At 44.4% G+C, this 16,206-nt stretch carries 11 protein-coding genes; 10 read left to right on the top strand and 1 reads right to left on the bottom strand.

The window, feature by feature from the left end; translation table 11 throughout:
• The first annotated feature begins 12 nt into the window (after nt 1–12).
• Nucleotides 13–816: a putative RNA methyltransferase gene (locus Q9R21_RS04670; protein WP_005108509.1), complete on the top strand. Its 804-nt coding sequence runs from the start codon at nt 13–15 to the stop codon at nt 814–816.
• A gap of 51 nt (nt 817–867) precedes the next feature.
• Here Q9R21_RS04670 and ponA read toward each other — a convergent pair whose 3' ends face one another.
• Complete coding sequence (gene ponA, locus Q9R21_RS04675) at nt 868–3,393, bottom strand: penicillin-binding protein PBP1a (protein ID WP_311203816.1); 2,526 nt, start codon at nt 3,391–3,393, stop codon at nt 868–870.
• Between the two features lie 165 nt (nt 3,394–3,558).
• Here ponA and Q9R21_RS04680 point away from each other — a divergent pair, with 165 nt between their 5' ends.
• The 9 genes from Q9R21_RS04680 to gltB all read left to right on the top strand — a co-directional run bounded on the left by Q9R21_RS04680 (nt 3,559) and on the right by gltB (nt 16,191).
• Nucleotides 3,559–4,617: a pilus assembly protein PilM gene (locus Q9R21_RS04680; RefSeq protein ID WP_148334335.1), complete on the top strand. Its 1,059-nt coding sequence runs from the start codon at nt 3,559–3,561 to the stop codon at nt 4,615–4,617.
• Nucleotides 4,617–5,255 (top strand): PilN domain-containing protein, encoded by a 639-nt coding sequence (locus Q9R21_RS04685; RefSeq protein ID WP_004281141.1) that lies wholly within the window; start codon nt 4,617–4,619, stop codon nt 5,253–5,255. The genes Q9R21_RS04680 and Q9R21_RS04685 overlap by 1 nt, the downstream gene beginning before the upstream one ends.
• Complete coding sequence (locus Q9R21_RS04690) at nt 5,252–5,974, top strand: type 4a pilus biogenesis protein PilO (RefSeq protein ID WP_004644950.1); 723 nt, start codon at nt 5,252–5,254, stop codon at nt 5,972–5,974. Before Q9R21_RS04685 ends, Q9R21_RS04690 begins: the two co-directional genes overlap by 4 nt.
• Nucleotides 5,974–6,501: a pilus assembly protein PilP gene (locus Q9R21_RS04695; protein WP_004732447.1), complete on the top strand. Its 528-nt coding sequence runs from the start codon at nt 5,974–5,976 to the stop codon at nt 6,499–6,501. The genes Q9R21_RS04690 and Q9R21_RS04695 overlap by 1 nt, the downstream gene beginning before the upstream one ends.
• A 62-nt stretch (nt 6,502–6,563) precedes the next feature.
• Nucleotides 6,564–8,696: a type IV pilus secretin PilQ gene (gene pilQ, locus Q9R21_RS04700; RefSeq protein WP_404976561.1), complete on the top strand. Its 2,133-nt coding sequence runs from the start codon at nt 6,564–6,566 to the stop codon at nt 8,694–8,696.
• 36 nt (nt 8,697–8,732) lie between these two features.
• Complete coding sequence (gene aroK / locus Q9R21_RS04705) at nt 8,733–9,269, top strand: shikimate kinase AroK (RefSeq protein WP_005101380.1); 537 nt, start codon at nt 8,733–8,735, stop codon at nt 9,267–9,269.
• Between the two features lie 28 nt (nt 9,270–9,297).
• Nucleotides 9,298–10,377, top strand: a complete 1,080-nt coding sequence (gene aroB / locus Q9R21_RS04710; RefSeq protein ID WP_311203818.1) for a 3-dehydroquinate synthase — start codon at nt 9,298–9,300, stop codon at nt 10,375–10,377.
• A gap of 10 nt (nt 10,378–10,387) precedes the next feature.
• Nucleotides 10,388–11,266 carry a hypothetical protein gene (locus Q9R21_RS04715; RefSeq protein ID WP_243474103.1) on the top strand — a complete coding sequence of 293 codons (879 nt, stop codon included), beginning with the start codon at nt 10,388–10,390 and terminating at the stop codon, nt 11,264–11,266.
• A gap of 449 nt (nt 11,267–11,715) precedes the next feature.
• Nucleotides 11,716–16,191 (top strand): glutamate synthase large subunit, encoded by a 4,476-nt coding sequence (gene gltB, locus Q9R21_RS04720; RefSeq protein WP_311203819.1) that lies wholly within the window; start codon nt 11,716–11,718, stop codon nt 16,189–16,191.
• The last annotated feature ends 15 nt before the right edge of the window (nt 16,192–16,206 follow it).

The raw sequence follows: 16,206 nt of genomic DNA on the forward strand, positions 1-16,206 counted from the left end.
TTGGAGAAAATGATGAATTTACTCATGTGCCCAGTCTGTCGCCAGCAGTTGAGCTTAAATGAAAGAACATGGCGCTGTGAGAATCATCATAGTTACGATGTCGCCAAACAAGGCTATGTGAACCTGCATGTGGTTCAGCACAAGCACAGCAAAAACCCGGGAGATACGCCTGAGTCTGTGCAGGCACGTCGCGCATTTCTCAGCGCAGGTTATTATGCGCCTTTGCAACAGGCTGTCGTGGAAAAGATTCGCAAGTTGCGGATTGAGAACCTTTTGGATATTGGTTGTGGGGAAGGCTATTACACCAATGCCATGCAGGCCGAAGTGCTGCAATGTGTGGGGGTCGATATTGCCAAAAATGCAGTTCAGGTGGCTGCCAAACTGAATAAAGATATTACTTGGGTCGTGGGAACCGGGGCAACCTTGCCAGTACTGAATGAATCAATTGATCTCTGCACCAGCTTGTTTAGTCCGATTCCCAAACAGGAAATCCTACGAGTCCTAAAACCAAAATCTTATTTGATGGTAGTGACGCCGGCACCACAACATTTATATGCCATGCGTGAGGCTTTATTTGAGGAAGTGAAACCACACGAGCCGCAGAAGTTTGTGGAGCAGTTGCAAGATGAGTTTAACTTGATTAGTGAGCAGGTGATTGACGCCCCAATGGTTTTACCACAGGCAGATTTAAAAAACCTGATTGCGATGACGCCATATGCTTATAAGGCCAAGCCGGAACACCGTTTAGCACTCGAACAGCAGGATCAGTTTAAATTGATGGCGCAATATCAGATTTACCTGTTCCAGAAAAAATAAAAAATGCATATAAAAAAGCCCTCAACTGAGGGCTTTTTTATATCAGTCAGATTACTGGACTTCTTCAATCAGATTTTCCAGAGAATCTACCCGGTTCGGCTGAAGAGGCTGTTCTTGTGGTGCAGAACTTTCATCATCTGGTAAACGAATCGGTTGATCTGGTAGATCCTCAAAGTCAGTTTCTGTGCGTTTCGGGACGACCACAGGTGCAGGACGGTAAAGCGCTGTCGCCAGAGGCGGAGAAGACGGATCATTCTGCTGCTCATCAGCCTGAACCGCCTTGTTGCGATTCACCGGTGCCTTAGCATTGCGGTCTAAACGTACCCATGCTTCCGGCTGGCCTTTTAATGCCTTGCCCATAAAATCGGTCCAGATCGGTAGAGCTGCCACACCACCATATTCACGACGACCTAAGGTGGTCGGCTGGTCAAAGCCTACCCAGGTCACAGTGACTAACTTACCATTGAAACCTGCAAACCAGGCGTCTTTGGCATCGTTCGTGGTACCGGTCTTCCCGCCGATATCACCACGACCAATTCTTAATGCAGCCCGGCCAGTACCATGCTGAATCACATCACGCAAAATGTTGGCCATGTCATAGGCAGAGCTGGATTTTAAAATACGCTGTGCCTGACGATAATTACTGTCTTCGGCAGAGACTTTAGGTGCAGGCTGTTTTTGCTCTAAAGTTGTATTGTTAATTGCAATTGCTTCGTCATCTGCGGTAATAGGGTCAGTGGCTTGAACTGTTTCTTCTTTTTCATTAATACATGAAATACAGGCATATTCAGGCTTGGCTTCAAAGATGGTATTGCCATAAGCATCTTCAATGCGGGTAATAAAGTGCGGCTGGATTCGGTAACCGCCATTGGCAAAGGTGGCATAGCCAGTCGCCATCTGAATCGGGAGGACCTGCGGGGTACCTAAGGCAATGGTATAGTTACGTGGAATCTGACTGTCTTGTAAACCAAAATCCATAAATAACTGACGTGTACGTTCAATCCCGACGGCTTGTAATAAGCGCACTGAGACTGTATTACGTGACAGATAAAGTGCGCGACGTAGCGGAATCATACCAAGATAACGGCCATCCGAGTTACGTGGCGTCCATTTGCCAATGGTAATGGGTGCATCATTGACCATGGTATGTGGTGTCATGCCACGCTCTAAAGCCAGTGCGTAAACAAAAGGCTTAATCGTAGAACCAGGTTGACGCCAGCCTTGGGTTGCACGGTTAAATTTCGATTGATAAAAATTATATCCCCCGACAATAGCCTCAATCGCACCATTATTGGGATTGATGGCAATCAATTGTCCTTGCACATTGGGGATCTGCACCAATGACCAAGAGGTTTTATTTTCATTGGGTCTTAAACGAACAATGTCTTTGACTTTGACAATTTCGGACGCTTTGCTCGGTGCGCCACCTACACTGTTGACGTTACGAAAGCGACGTGCCCAGGACATACCTGACCAGGGAACAGTCACGCTGCTTCCGTCCTGCATGAGTGCTTCAAAACTAGAATTACCCACCTGAGTTACTTGCGCAGGATAGGTGTTGGCATAGGCACGGAACTTGTCGAGGGGTTGATCATGTGCTTCAGCACCACGCCAGCCATGTCGACGGTCATAAGCCTCTAAGCCTTCTTGTACCGCTTGCTCCGCATAGGCCTGACGTTCACTATGAATAGTGGTATAGACTTTATAGCCGGAATCTACCGCCTGTTCACCAAAATTTTGTACCAGTTCAGAGCGTACCATTTCACCGACATACGGGAATTTGTTTCGGGTACTCCGGTCAGGCATATCTAAATTTACCGGTTCAGCAATGGCTTGCTGATACTGGCTCTGATTTAAATAGCCCAGTTGCAGCATACGGCCCAGAATCCAGTTACGACGTTCCAGGGCGCGCTTGGGATTGGCGACCGGATTATATCGAGAAGGTGCTTTAGGTAGGCCAGAGATCATGGCCATTTGTGCAATTGAAAGCTCTTCTAAGCTCTTGTTATAGTAAATTTTAGCTGCTGCTGCGATGCCGTAAGCATTTTTTCCCAAGAAAATTTTATTGACATACAAGGTCAGAATTTCTTCTTTAGTTAAGTTTTGCTCAATTTTACGGGCCAGAAAAATTTCCGTCAGTTTGCGCTTCAGCGTCCGTTCAGGACTAAGGTAATAGTTTTTTGCCACTTGCATGGTAATGGTCGAACCACCGGTCTGTACATCCGATCCGGTCACCGTCTCACTGAGTGCGCGTCCCAAGCTTTTAAAGCTGATCCCGCTATGCTCAAAAAAGCTGGAATCTTCAGCGGCGAGGAAAGCATGAATAAACTCGGGTGGAATTTGTTCATATTTCACGGGAACAGAAAGCTTGCCTCCATATTCGGCAATTAATTCATTATCTGAACTAAATACTTGTAAAGGCTTTAATAAAGGGGCCTTTTTAAGCGTAGACATTTCAGGCAAAGATGGGGCAATATAGAGATACATGCCATAGAAACCCATCGGAATTGAGATCAGTATAATGATAATGATCAAAAAAAATGGATGAACAAGGCCTGAACAAGATAGCTTTTTCATAACAAGTAAGTTTTAATAAGAGCTAATGGCGAACTAATTACCGGTCAGTATATCCTGTCGATATCCATATTGTTAGATGAGTTATTGTATCTATATAAAATTATAGACTGGACCAATTGGTAAGTTAGATTGAATTGGGGACAAAAAAATAATAGGAAGTGTATTGTGCGCAGGTTATATCGTAAACCAAATAAGGGGTTAATAGGAGTCGATATTAGTTCGACTTCTGTTAAGGTTTTAGAACTTTCTGTAAAAAGTGGCCGTTACTGGGTAGAGAGCTATGCTTTGATCCCATTATCGGAAAACAGTGTTGTTGAAAAAAACATCTTAAACCCAGAAGCAGTCGCTGATGCCCTTGGGCGTGCAATCAATTTGGGTAATACCCAGTCGAATCAGGCCGCTTTTGCGATTCCTACTTCAATGGCCATCACCAAAATCATTGAGATGGATGCAGACATGTCGGATGACGAACGTGAAGTTCAGATTCGTGAAGATGCGGAACAATACATTCCTTTCCCACTCGATGAAGCAAGTCTGGATTTTGAAGTTCTGCCAGACCGTCTTTCCAATCCGAACCGGGTCAACGTACTGCTGGTCGCTACCCGAATTGAAAATGTCGAAGCACGTTCTGAAGTTTTAGAGATTAGCAGTCTGACGCCCAAGATTGCAGATGTAGAAAGTTTTGCGCTGGAAAATGCCTTTAAAGTATTTTCGGATACCTTACCGATGGGGGTCAATACGGTTGGTATCTTAGACATTGGTCATAGTATGACGACCTTGTCAGTGATGCAGAACAACAAGATTATTTATACCCGTGAGCAGGTGTTTGGCGGCAAGCAATTAACTCAGGAAATTCAGAATCGTTATGGATTATCCTTTGAAGAAGCTGGACGTGCTAAAAAAACCCGTGCCTTGCCGGATGATTATGATATTGAAGTCCTAGAACCCTTCTTGGATGCCGTGGTACAACAGGCAGCCCGTTCATTACAATTCTTCTTTTCATCTTCTCAGTTTAATGAGATTGACCATATTTTACTGGCCGGCGGGAATGCCAATATTCCAGGTCTGGCAAAATTATTACAACAAAAACTCGGTTACCGTGTCACGATCGCGAATCCATTTTTGCAAATGGGCTTTTCTCCTCAAATTGATATTAAAAAAATTGAAAATGACGCGTCATCACTCATGGTTGCATGCGGTTTGGCATTAAGGAGTTTTGATTAATGGCAAGAATTAACTTACTTCCTTGGCGTGATGAGCTAAGAATTAAAAGAAATAATGAATTCGTGGCAATCTGCGTGGGGGCGCTTTTCTTGGGATTAGCGGCAGCGGGTTCAACCTGGTTTTATTATGATCACAAGCTTCAAGATCAGGAGCAGGCCAATCAGCTGATTCAAAGTACTAACCAGAATCTGGATGTGCAGTTAAAGGCGCTTGAAGGTTTGCAAGAACAGCGTAATGCTATTGTTGAACGGATGAAGCTGATTCAGGGCCTACAAACCCAGCGTCCGATTGCGGTGCATTTGATTGATGAAATTGTACGGGTGACCCCAAGCAATATGTATATCACCAAATTCCAGCGTATTGGCGATAAGTTTACCATTGAAGGTCGGGCTGAAAGTCCAAATACGGTCGCAGAACTGCTCCGTAATCTGGAGGCTTCATCTTGGTATCGAAATGCCTTTATGAACGCTTTCCTGGTGGCTGAAGAAGCAAAAGAAAAGGCACCGAGCTCTATTATTCCACGTGTGGAAGAGTCCTATGGTAGTTTTACCGTGACGGTAGATCTGGATCAGATCGCTCAGCCAGTACTTAACGAAGAACAACAAGCAGTCGCTACAACTACGGGGGCATCATCATGAGTAATGAAGAATTCGATGAGTTCAGCCAGGATGTCGTCGCTGTACCCAAAAACAAAATGACTGTTGAAAAGTTTTTTCAGCAATTCAATACATTAGATCCAAATAACTATGGTAGCTGGCCTTTATCGGTCAAAATTACTTGCTGGATTTTTATTGCTGCGCTGGCATTTGCGGTGATTTACTTCGTTATGATCAGAAGCACGATTGAATCGATTTCACAAGCCAGTACCCAGGAACAAAACCTGCTGAATGAATTCCGTGAAAAAGAATCCAAATTACGCAACTTACAACAATATCAAATCCAGCTTCAGGAAATGGAAGCCCGTTTTAACCAGCAGTTAGAACAGTTACCGAAAGAAACTGAGATTCCGGGTCTGGTTGAAGATATTAACCTGAGCGGTGTGAATTCAGGCCTGAAGTTTAAAAATATTCGTCTAGAGCCTGAAATTAAACAAGAGTTCTTTATTGAACAGCCGATTGCAATTGAAGCGACTGGGGATTATCACGCTTTTGGCTCTTTTGTCAGCAGTATTGCCGGCTTGTCGCGTATTGTAACGCTGCATGATTTCACCATTACCGGTACTGAAAATAAAGAGAAAAAATCTGAAATTCCAGTCATTGATTATGTGGTAAAAGCCAAAACTTACCGTTATGTCGGTAATGCTGAAGGTGCTGCAGCACAGCCTGAAGCTAATAGCACTACTCAGGGGGCGCAGTAATGAAGAACATTAAAATTACTTCAGCTTTAACACTTGGGTTTTTATTGTTGGGATGCGATTCACGCATTGATGCAGTCAATCAGGAAATGGCTAATATTCGTAATCAGCCACCTTTGCCAATTGAACCGGCTCCTGATTTTATGCCAGTTGAAACCTTCAACTATGCAGCACATCAGATCAAAAGCCCTTTTTTACCAAGCTCTCTGGCTGCTGAACTGAAAATTATGGCGGGGAAACGGGTTTATCCAAACCTATCACGTCAACTGCAACCGCTAGAAAGTTATCCGCTCGAAACATTGACCATGAAAGGCAGTATGCGCAATCAGGCAGGACAAATTCTGGCTTTAATCCAGACGCCTGATGGTGAGGTTGAGCGGATTCAACGTGGTAGCTATATGGGACTTAATCATGGTCGTGTGGTTGGAATTACACCAACACAAATCGATTTGATTGAGATTATTCCAGATGGCCGTGAGGGATATGTGGAACGTCCGCGAAGTTTGGTTCTTATCGGGCCGGCGCCATAAGTTTTAAAGGAATAACAATGAATAAGAGTATTAAAGAATTTATTTTTGGGGATGTTAATACAATGAATCGTGTGTTTCGTCAGTTTTCCATGGGTGCTGTTGCGATTGCGGTGATGCAAGCGGCTAGTGCACAGGTTTCAATGACCAATGTAGTACCCATGCAGCTTCCTGGACAAGGAACTGAGATTCGGGTGATGTTCAATGGTTTGCCACCACAACCACAGGCCTACCAATTAGAATCACCGTCACGTTTGATTCTGGACTTTGACAAGGCACAACAGAATTTAAAACAAAGCAGTATTCCGGTGGCAACACGTGAAGCCAGTTCAGTGGATGTCACTTCGGATGCTCAGCGGGCACGTCTGACGGTAAACTTGACCGAGGCAGGAGCCTTTACGACTCGCGTGGAAGGTAATACCTTTATTCTTAAAATTAACTCGGCAACTCCTGTAGCCATAGCTCAACCTGTGCAGCAACAGTCAGCTCAGGGTATCAGTAATATTGGTTTCCAGCGCGGTGCGCAAGGTGAAGGCCAGGTCGTTATTGATCTGCTAGGAAATAATACTCCTGTTGATGTACAGCAGCAGGGTACCAAGGTTATTGTGCGCACTTTAGGTTCCAAGATTCCGGCTCATTTGACCCGTCGTCTAAATGTAAATGATTTTGCTACACCAGTTTCCAGTGTCGATGCCGTGAATCAAAATGGTTCTGGCGTGATTACGATTCAGTCTGCGGAAAGTTATGAATATATGGCTTACCAGACTGATAACAAGCTGACCATCAGTTTGAAACGTCCGGAAGCCAAGAGCCCATTACGTCCTAAAACAGTTGCTTATTCGGGTAAGAAAATTTCTTTAGATTTCCAGGATATTGAAGTCCGTCGTGTTTTACAGCTCTTGGCCGATTTTACCGATATCAATATGGTGGCCGCAGACAGTGTACAAGGCAATATTACTTTGCGCTTAAAAGAAGTGCCATGGGATCAGGCGCTGGATATCGTACTGAAAACCAAAAATCTGGATAAACGCCGTAACGGTAATGTGATCTGGATTGCACCGGTTGCAGAACTTATTAAGGCTGAAGAGGAAGAAGCTAAGGCTATTAAGCAGAGTGTCGCACTTGCGCCTATTCAAACTGAATATATGCAGTTGAGTTATGCACAAGCTGCTGATATCGAAAAACTAATTACGCAGAATAAATCTGCACAAAATTCAAATAATTCATCAAATAATTCTTCTAATACTACGAATAATGAAGATAAAGAAAGTTTATTAAGTTCCCGTGGTTCTGTGTCTATCGATGCACGTACTAACACATTAATTGTGAATGACACCCAGCCATTTATTGATAAAATCCGTAATATGGTGGACTTACTCGATGTGCAGGTGAAACAAGTAATGGTTGAAGCGCGTATTGTGCGTGCATCTACTGAATTTGCGAAAGAAATGGGTGTGAAATGGGGGATTTTATCTCAAGGTATTACTAACAATGATCATTTACTCGTTGGTGGTAGTGATACCACACTTTGGGATTTAAGAACACCTGAGATCAATAGCACTACAGGAATACCAACGTATGAGATTCAGCGTCCAGATAATTTAAATGTTGATTTAGGGGTAGAGAATGCAGCAGGTCGTATTGCTTTTGGTTTAATTAGTTTATCCGATTTTATGCTCGATCTTGAATTATCAGCGTTACAAGCAGATGGTTATGGTGAAGTCATTTCTACACCAAAAGTACTGACTGCGGACAAACAAAAAGCAACTGTTGAATCTGGAGTGGAAGTTCCATATCAATCAACTGAGGGCAGTGGTGCTAATGCAACAGCAACGACAGAATTTAAAGATGTGGTACTTAAACTAGATGTAACCCCAAGTATTACACCAGATGGTAAAGTACAAATGTCATTGGATATTTCTAGTGACAGTATTGCGGGTGTAACACCGATGGGTGAATATTATTTAAATAAGAATCGGTTAAATACGAACGTCTTGGTTGAAAATGGTGAAACAGTAGTGCTTGGTGGTATCTTTGAACAAGAGACCTTGAATAACCAAACTAAAGTACCATTCTTGGGGGATATTCCTTATTTAGGTCGTTTATTCCGTAAAGATGTAAAATCCGATAACAAGCGTGAGCTCCTGATTTTCGTTACACCTCGAATTGTTAATGACAGTGTTTCAAGAAATCATTAATATATTTTGAATTTAACAAAACAAATAGGTGACTCCTTGCCAAGCAAAGAGTTTGAAACCCTACCAAATATTTATTTGGTAGGGCCGATGGGGGCCGGTAAAACAACAGTAGGACGACATCTCGCAGAATTGTTAGGACGTGAGTTTCTAGACAGTGATCATGAAATTGAACGTAAAACAGGTGCGACCATTCCCTGGATTTTTGAAAAAGAAGGGGAGCAGGGTTTTCGTGACCGTGAAACTGCTGTCATTAATGACCTTACCTCACGTCCCCATCTGGTTTTAGCCACTGGCGGTGGTGCCATTACTCAGACCTTAAATCGGGATTATCTGAAACAGCGCGGAATCGTTGTTTATCTTTATACGCCGGTTGAAATTCAACTGCAACGTACCTATCGCGATAAAAACCGTCCACTCCTTCAAGTCGAAAATCCGGAACAAAAGTTACGTGATTTATTGGCAGTCCGTGATCCCTTGTATCGGGAAGTGGCACATCATATTATTGAGACCAATCAGGGTGCTGCGCGTGATCTGGCGCAGCGGATTCTCAATCTCATTACTTCCAAAAACTAAGTTCATTGAATAAAGTGGTTAATCAAGCATGCAAACCTTATATGTAGAACTCGGAGAACGTCGTTACCCTATTTTTATCGGGAGCGATCTGGATCCACAGGCCTTATTGGCTCCCTATATTCAGGGCAAGCAAGTGATGATTGTGAGCAATACTACGGTTGCACCACTTTATTTGCAGCGTTATCAAACTGCAATTGAAGCTCTGGACAAACGTGTTGCGACCTGTATTTTGCCTGATGGTGAAAAATATAAGGATAGTCCGCATCTGAATCTGATTTTTGATGCACTGCTTGAAGCCGGTTTTAACAGGGACTGTACTGTGCTTGCGCTGGGTGGTGGTGTTATTGGAGATATGGCCGGGTTTGCTTCGGCCTGTTTCCAGCGCGGTGTATACTTTATCCAAGTACCGACGACTTTGCTGTCGCAAGTAGATTCAAGTGTTGGTGGAAAAACCGGGATTAATCACCCTCTGGGTAAAAATATGATTGGCGCTTTCCAGCAGCCGCAGGTGGTGCTGGCGGATATGTCGCAGCTTGTTACTTTGCCGGACCGCGAACTTTCAGCAGGTTTGGCTGAAGTGATTAAATATGCGCTGCTAGGCGATGAGTCATTTCTGGTCTGGCTTGAAGAAAAGATGGATGCTCTGGTCGCTCGTGATGAGAAATTATTGGCTGAAGCCGTTTATCGTTCCTGTGCGCATAAGGCACGGATCGTAGCCAATGATGAGAAAGAGCAAGGGGAACGTGCTTTACTTAATTTAGGTCATACCTTTGGTCATGCGATTGAATCCTACATGGGGTATGGTGTCTGGCTACATGGCGAGGCTGTTGCCACCGGTATGGTGATGGCTGCGGATCTGTCACAGCATATGGGTTGGATTTCTCAAGAAGATTTAGAACGTACAAAAAAAATCATTTCTCGTGCCAAACTTCCTGTGGTTTGTCCTAAAATCCCTCTGGATGATTTTCTGGCCTATATGGCACATGACAAAAAAGTCTTAAATGGACAATTGCGTCTGGTGTTATTAAAGCAATTAGGCGAAGCAGTGATTACCCGGGACTTTGATCTCGAGTTAATGAAACAGGCAATTTTAGCCAGTCAAGCATAGGTTTAGTTTTATGGCAGCATTACATACTCCTTGGCAAAAGATTCAGCATTATTTCTGGCTGGTCTGTGGAGTAGGCTGCCTATTTGCTGCCTTAGTCTTTTGGGTGGTGACTGATTCAGATGATGTCATCGAAATTGAAAAAAAGCCTGAAACTGAAGTTCAGTTGCAGATTCAGCCGGAAAAAGTAGCCACAATGACCCATCTTGGTGCACTTTTTCAGGAAGTGAAACCATTGGACCTAAATACGCGTACCGTCGTGAATGCCAGTCATGAGCCGGAATTTCGCGGTACCAAATTTGTCAATGAAGCGAAAAACCAGCACGCCATTGAATTATTTCGTGTGACCAATGAAGCCATTTTAAAAAGTTTTCTTAAGAAACAGTTCGATCGTAAACCTTTTATTTATTTAAGAATCTCGGGTGAAAATCAGCCAGAACAATATGTATTGTTATATGGTCAATATAAGACGGCGGCGCAAGCTAATCAGGCACTCTCTACACTGAAGTTAAATTTACCGGCCTCAGTCAAGCCTGAAGTTGTAGCAATGCAGCAATATGTCAGTCTGGTCAATAATCTGGGTTCAGAGGAGTTGGCCAGTAATCAAAAGCTTTACGAAATTCGTTTGAAAAATGTGCCTTTGCCGAAAGTAGATGAATCGGTACGACTTAGACAGCAGCAAACCCAAACTGAGTCCAAGCCGCGTAGCTCTGATGCTGCGACTACCAGTACCACAATTGTGCGCCGTGATTCATCGGGAAATGTAGTTGATGTACAGAAATCTGAAAGTGCTGTAGAAGGTACACCTCAACCACAAAATAACAATAATCGACCTGCTCAGGGCAGTAATCCGCGTCCTCAAAATAACGAGATTAGTGATCCATTTAATTAGTCTGGTCTAAAATAGCGCATCCAAAAAATTACAGAATTAAAAATGGGCGCTTTTGGTGCAAAAAATGCACATTAAAATTAACCCTTAGAATGCTGTTCTGCGCTAAATCTTTGTCATCTGTATTGTTTTAATTTATGCGCTGTTTGTTGGCATGGAATTTGCTTTATTGGTGCATGAATTGAATTAATCTCCCTGTTTTAGCGCGAAAAATGATTCGATGACACCGTATGAATGTCATATTTATTCCAGATTTTTATGTTATTCATGAGCAGAATAAACTTTATTTGTTATGCATTTAGTCTAAAAAAGGACTAGTCTGAAGAAATAAAGAAAAATGCTTTTGCTCTACCAAGACGGTCTTCGAAAGTCCATTAGACGCCAGCGCAGAGAAAAATTTAGATTGTTTAATAGCCTGTTGAGGCTTCGTGAAAGAAGGGTACGCTATGCACATGCCATCGCCTAACAATGTAGCTCCCGCTCAAGGTTTATACCAACCGGATGAGTTTAAAGATAACTGTGGTTTCGGTTTAATTGCCCATATGCAGGGCGATGCTAGCCATGATCTCGTCAAGACCGCGATTCATAGTTTGAGTTGTATGACTCATCGTGGTGGTATTGCCGCGGATGGCAAGACGGGAGATGGTTGTGGTCTGCTCTTAGCAATGCCGAAAAAATTCTTCCGTGAAGAAGCGAAACGCTTAAGTGATACCACCTTGAGTGAAGTATTTGCTGTGGGTTCGGTGTTTCTAAATCTTGATCCGGCGCTCGCTGCGCATGCCAAACAGGTTTTAAACAAAGAGATTGAAGCTGAAGGTTTAATCGTTTTGGCGTGGCGTGTGATTCCGACCAATGTAGATGCGTTGGGTGAAATTGCGTTGCGGTCAATGCCGGCATTTGAACAGATTATTGTTAATTGTCCAATGGGTGTGACTGAGGTTGAATTTAACCGTAAGTTATTCCTGGCACGCCGTCGTGCAGAGCAATTGTTGGTAAATGATACATCTTTCTACGTCACGACCTTATGTTCAACGGTGATCAGCTATAAAGGCTTGATGATGCCGGAAGCGATTGCAGATTTTTATACAGATCTGGCTGATCCACGTTTGGAATCACATATTGTGGTCTTCCATCAGCGCTTCTCGACCAATACCTTGCCACGCTGGCCTTTGGCACAACCGTTCCGTTACCTGGCACACAATGGTGAAATCAATACCATTACTGCGAATCGTAACTGGGCCATGGCGCGTGTACCAAAATTTGAAAATCCGTTATTACCGGGTTTAACTGAACTGAATCCAATTGTGAACCGTACCGGTTCAGATTCTTCAAGCCTGGATAACATGCTGGAGATTCTGGTTGGCGGTGGCATGGATCTGTTCCGTGCACTCCGTATGCTGGTTCCGCCTGCCTGGCAGAACGTGGAAACACTTGATGCTGATCTTCGTGCTTTCTATGAATTCAACTCAAAACATATGGAAGCTTGGGACGGTCCGGCTGGTCTGGTGATTCAGGATGGTCGTCATGCGATCTGTATGCTGGATCGCAACGGTCTGCGTCCTGCGCGTTGGGTGATTACCAAAAATGGCTATATCACGTTGGCGTCTGAAATTGGCGTATGGGGTTACCAACCTGAAGATGTGATTTCTAAAGGCCGTGTCGGCCCAGGCCAGATGCTGGTCATCGACACGCAGACTGGCAAGGTACTGGATACGCAAGATGTCAATAATCATCTGAAACGTATGCGTCCATACCGTGAATGGTTACGTGAAAATTCTGTGCGTTTGCAAGGCAGTCCAGAGCTGGAAGAATATTTATGTGATCAAGGCTTAAAAGGCAATGGCCTGAAAGCGGCACAAAAAATGTTCATGGTGACCTTTGAAGAGCGTGACCAGTTGTTGCGTCAGATTGCTGAAAGCGGTCAGGAAGCTGTAGGCTCAATGGGTGATGATACCCCAATGGCAGTATTGTCTCGTCAGGTGCGCCATGTGTCGGATTATTTCCGCCAGCAGTTTGCACAGGTGACCAACCCGCCGATCGATCCGCTACGTGAATCGATTGTGATGTCACTGGAAACCTGTTTAGGTCGTGAACAAAACGTCTTTGAGCAAGGGCCTGAGCATGCAGACCGCTTGATCATTTCCAGTCCTGTACTTTCTAATTCGAAAATGCATCAGATCCGTACGCTGGGTCGTGCCGGTTATGAAATTGCAGATATTGACTTGAACTATGCTGAAACCGAAGGTCTGGAAGCAGCGATTGCGCGTATTTGTGAAGAATCTGCACAAGCCATTCGTGATGGTAAAACCTTACTGGTGCTTTCAGACAAGAAAATCCGTGAAGGTTACTTGCCTGCCAATGCTTTCATGATTACTGGTGCAGTGCATCATCACCTGATTAATACAGGTTTGCGTACTGATGCCAACCTGATTATTGAAACCGGTTTTGCTCGTGATCCACACCAATTTGCGGTACTCCTTGGCTTTGGTGCAACAGCCATCTACCCATATCTGGCTTATGACGTGATCAATGATCTGGTCGCCAAAGGCGAGTTATTGGGTGACCCAATCTATGCACAAAACAATTTCCGTAAGGGGATTGAGAAAGGCTTATTGAAAGTTCTTTCGAAAATGGGGATTTCTACGGTTGCTTCTTATCGTGGTGGTCAGTTGTTTGAAGCAGTGGGTTTATCTAATGAAGTGGTGGATAAATGCTTCATCGGCGTACCAAGCCGTATTCAGGGTGCAACCTTTATTGATCTTGAAAATGACCAGAAACAGTTGGCGGATATTGCCTGGAAAAACCGTAAGCCAATCGATCAGGGAGGCCTGCTGAAATTTGTCTTTGGCAAGGAATATCATGCCTTTAACCCGGATGTGATCAACTCACTGCATAAAGCAGTACGTTCTGGGAACTACGCAGATTTTAAAGAATATGCAGAATTGGTGAACAACCGTCCGATCGCAACGATCCGTGACTTATTTAAACTGAAAACAGACAACTCGATTCCAGTCGAACAAGTGGAATCTGTGGAAGAGATCCTGCCTCGCTTTGACTCTGCCGGTATGTCTTTGGGTGCACTGTCACCTGAAGCGCACGAAGCGATTGCGATTGCCATGAATACGATTGGTGGTCGTTCAAACTCGGGTGAGGGCGGTGAAGATCCAGCGCGTTACGGTACTATCCGTAACTCGAAAATCAAACAAATTGCATCGGGCCGTTTTGGTGTGACGCCTGCTTATTTAACATCAGCAGAAGTTCTCCAGATTAAAGTCGCGCAAGGTGCAAAACCAGGTGAAGGTGGTCAGTTGCCGGGTGGTAAAGTGAATGGTCTCATTGCACGTTTACGTTACTCTGTGCCGGGCGTTACCCTGATTTCGCCACCTCCGCATCATGACATCTATTCAATTGAAGATTTATCACAGTTGATCTTTGATTTAAAACAGGTTAACCCACAGGCGATGGTGTCAGTTAAGCTGGTTTCTGAACCGGGTGTCGGTACGATTGCGGCGGGTGTAGCGAAAGCGTATGCCGATTTCATTACCATTTCTGGTTATGATGGCGGTACAGCGGCTTCTCCACTTTCTTCAATTCATCATGCAGGTTCACCGTGGGAACTGGGTCTTTCTGAAGCGCATCAGGCCCTTCGTGTGAATGACCTGCGTGGTAAAGTTCGCGTACAGACAGATGGCGGTTTAAAAACCGGTCTGGATGTCGTAAAAGCAGCAATTCTCGGTGCTGAAAGCTTCGGCTTTGGTTCAACCCCAATGATTGCCTTAGGTTGTAAATACTTGCGTATCTGCCACTTGAATAACTGTGCAACCGGTGTTGCGACTCAACAAGATCATTTACGTCAAGAGCATTATATTGGCGAGCCACAAATGCTGATTAACTTCTTCACCTTTATTGCTGAAGAAACCCGTGAATGGCTGGCAGCACTCGGTGTATCAAGTCTGAAAGACCTGATTGGCCGTACGGATCTGCTGGAAGTCTTGCCAGGTGAAACTGCAAAGCATGCACATCTTGATTTAAGCAAATTGCTTGAGTCGCATCCTGCTGCAGAAGGTAAAGCACAGTATTGTCAGGTTCAAGGTAATGCACCATTTGATAAAGGCATTCTGGCTGAAAAAATGGTGGATGAAATTCTACCTGCGATTGAAGCGGGAACTGGCGGCGAATATAGCTTCACGATCGGTAACTGTGACCGTTCGATTGGTGCACGTCTGTCTGGTGAAATTGCAAAACGCTATGGCAACCTGAGCATGGAAGCCCATCCGGTGAAAGTTCACCTGAATGGTACTGCAGGCCAGTCACTAGGTGTCTGGAATGCCGGTGGTCTGCATATCAGCCTAGAAGGCGATGCCAATGATTATGTCGGTAAAGGCATGGCTGGCGGTCGCATCTCGATCTTCCCGCCAAAAGGTTCACCATTCCAGACCCAAAATACCGCGATTATTGGGAACACCTGTTTATACGGTGCGACTGGCGGTAAGTTATATGCCGCGGGTACAGCGGGCGAGCGTTTCGCGGTGCGTAACTCGGGTGCATTTGCCGTGATTGAAGGTGCAGGTGATCACTGCTGTGAATATATGACCGGCGGTATTGTGACAGTGCTGGGTAAAGTCGGACATAACTTCGGTGCGGGTATGACTGGTGGTTTTGCTTATGTACTTGATCTGGATAATGACTTCGTTGATCATTATAACCACGAGCTGATTGAGCTGAACCGTATTTCCACCGAAGCGATGGAAGAGCATAAAGCCTTCCTGGGTCGTATTCTGGATGAACATATTAAAGAAACGGGTAGTGCTTGGGCGTACAAGATCCGCCATGAGTTTGACTTCTACAGCCGCAAGTTCTGGTTGGTAAAACCAAAAGCAGCCAACTTGCAAACGCTGTTAAAAACAACTCAAGCTGATCCACAATAATTCCACTACTGCAGA

It is taken from the genome of Acinetobacter sp. RG5 (assembly GCF_031844265.1).
GTDB lineage: Bacteria > Pseudomonadota > Gammaproteobacteria > Pseudomonadales > Moraxellaceae > Acinetobacter.

Bases quoted from the DNA above. Each gene is read 5' to 3' on its own strand.
- Q9R21_RS04670 (WP_005108509.1), top strand. From the start codon at position 13: ATGAATTTACTCATGTGCCCAGTCTGTCGCCAGCAGTTGAGCTTAAAT.
- ponA (WP_311203816.1), bottom strand. From the start codon at position 3,393: ATGAAAAAGCTATCTTGTTCAGGCCTTGTTCATCCATTTTTTTTGATC.
- Q9R21_RS04685 (WP_004281141.1), top strand. From the start codon at position 4,617: ATGGCAAGAATTAACTTACTTCCTTGGCGTGATGAGCTAAGAATTAAA.
- Q9R21_RS04690 (WP_004644950.1), top strand. From the start codon at position 5,252: ATGAGTAATGAAGAATTCGATGAGTTCAGCCAGGATGTCGTCGCTGTA.
- Q9R21_RS04695 (WP_004732447.1), top strand. From the start codon at position 5,974: ATGAAGAACATTAAAATTACTTCAGCTTTAACACTTGGGTTTTTATTG.
- pilQ (WP_404976561.1), top strand. From the start codon at position 6,564: ATGAATCGTGTGTTTCGTCAGTTTTCCATGGGTGCTGTTGCGATTGCG.
- aroB (WP_311203818.1), top strand. From the start codon at position 9,298: ATGCAAACCTTATATGTAGAACTCGGAGAACGTCGTTACCCTATTTTT.
- Q9R21_RS04715 (WP_243474103.1), top strand. From the start codon at position 10,388: ATGGCAGCATTACATACTCCTTGGCAAAAGATTCAGCATTATTTCTGG.
- gltB (WP_311203819.1), top strand. From the start codon at position 11,716: ATGCCATCGCCTAACAATGTAGCTCCCGCTCAAGGTTTATACCAACCG.